Here is a 1448-nt window from a genome sequence, read left to right on the forward strand (position 1 = left end):
GCTGCCCGCCCACGGCGCCGGCTCCGCCTGCGGCAAGAACCTCTCGGATGAACTCGAATCCACGATCGGTGCGCAGCGGATGATGAACCTCTCCGTCCAGCCCATGTCCGAGGACGAATTCGTGGCGATGGTCCGCAGCGGGCAGCCTGCCATCCCCGAATACTTCGCGGCCGACGCGGTGTTGAACCGCAAAGACCGCGCCTTGGCCGGCACATACGGCGACCTTCACGCCCTGAACGTGCGCGAGCTGCAGGATGCCGCTGTCCGCGGGGCGCGTATCCTCGATACCCGCTCACCGGAGGACTTCGCCGAAGGCCACCTCGCCGGGTCCCTGAACGTCGGTCTTGATGGCCGTTTTGCCGAAACCGCCGGGATGGTCATCGGCTCCGATGACGAGATCGTGATCATCGCCGACCCGGGACGTGAAGAAGAGGCCGCCATGCGGCTGGGCCGGATCGGTTTCGACCGGGTCGCCGGCTACCTGCAGACTCCTGCCCGCGCGTTCGCCGAACTCGGCGGCATCGTTCAGCAGGGCCCGCGTGTTGACGTCGAAGCCTTCGACCAGGAACGCACCGGAGGCGACGTCACCGTACTTGACGTACGCAACCCCGGTGAAGTCGACGACGGGGCCGTGCCCGATTCCCTGCGACCCGGACGAACTGGCCCGGGCACTCTACGCTTCCATCCACGATGTGCTGATGAACCTTCCCGCCGAAGTCCGTGTCCTGCCGGCCCACGGCGCCGGCTCCGCCTGCGGCAAGAACCTCTCGGATGAACTCGAATCCACGATCGGTGCGCAGCGGATGATGAACCTCTCCGTCCAGCCCATGTCCGAGGACGAATTCGTGGCGATGGTCCGCAGCGGGCAGCCTGCCATCCCCGAATACTTCGCGGCCGACGCGGTGTTGAACCGCAAAGACCGCGCCTTGGCCGGCACATACGGCGACCTTCACGCCCTGAACGTGCGCGAGCTGCAGGATGCCGCTGTCCGCGGGGCGCGTATCCTCGATACCCGCTCACCGGAGGACTTCGCCGAAGGCCACCTCGCCGGGTCCCTGAACGTCGGTCTTGATGGCCGTTTTGCCGAAACCGCCGGGATGGTCATCGGCTCCGATGACGAGATCGTGATCATCGCCGACCCGGGACGTGAAGAAGAGGCCGCCATGCGGCTGGGCCGGATCGGTTTCGACCGGGTCGCCGGCTACCTGCAGACTCCTGCCCGCGCGTTCGCCGAACTCGGCGGCATCGTTCAGCAGGGCCCGCGTGTTGACGTCGAAGCCTTCGACCAGGAACGCACCGGAGGCGACGTCACCGTACTTGACGTACGCAACCCCGGTGAAGTCGACGACGGGGCCGTGCCCGATTCCCTGCGCATCCCGCTGGCTGAACTGGCCCGACGCCACGAAGAAGTCCCCTCAGACCGGCCGGTCCTCGTCCACTGCGCCGGC

Annotated in this window: 2 protein-coding genes; both read left to right on the forward strand. The window is 67.1% G+C overall.

Annotated features, from left to right (window positions below; translation table 11 throughout):
* The coding region (locus Y707_RS25340) for a rhodanese-like domain-containing protein (RefSeq protein WP_162150212.1) at positions 1 to 775 on the forward strand (775 nt) is incomplete at its 5' end.
* Positions 699 to 1448: rhodanese-like domain-containing protein (locus Y707_RS25345; protein WP_253905141.1), on the forward strand; the 750-nt coding region annotated here is incomplete at its 3' end. The genes Y707_RS25340 and Y707_RS25345, both read left to right, overlap by 77 nt.

The sequence above is a fragment of the Arthrobacter sp. H14 genome, from assembly GCF_000520495.1.
Lineage (GTDB): Bacteria > Actinomycetota > Actinomycetes > Actinomycetales > Micrococcaceae > Arthrobacter_C.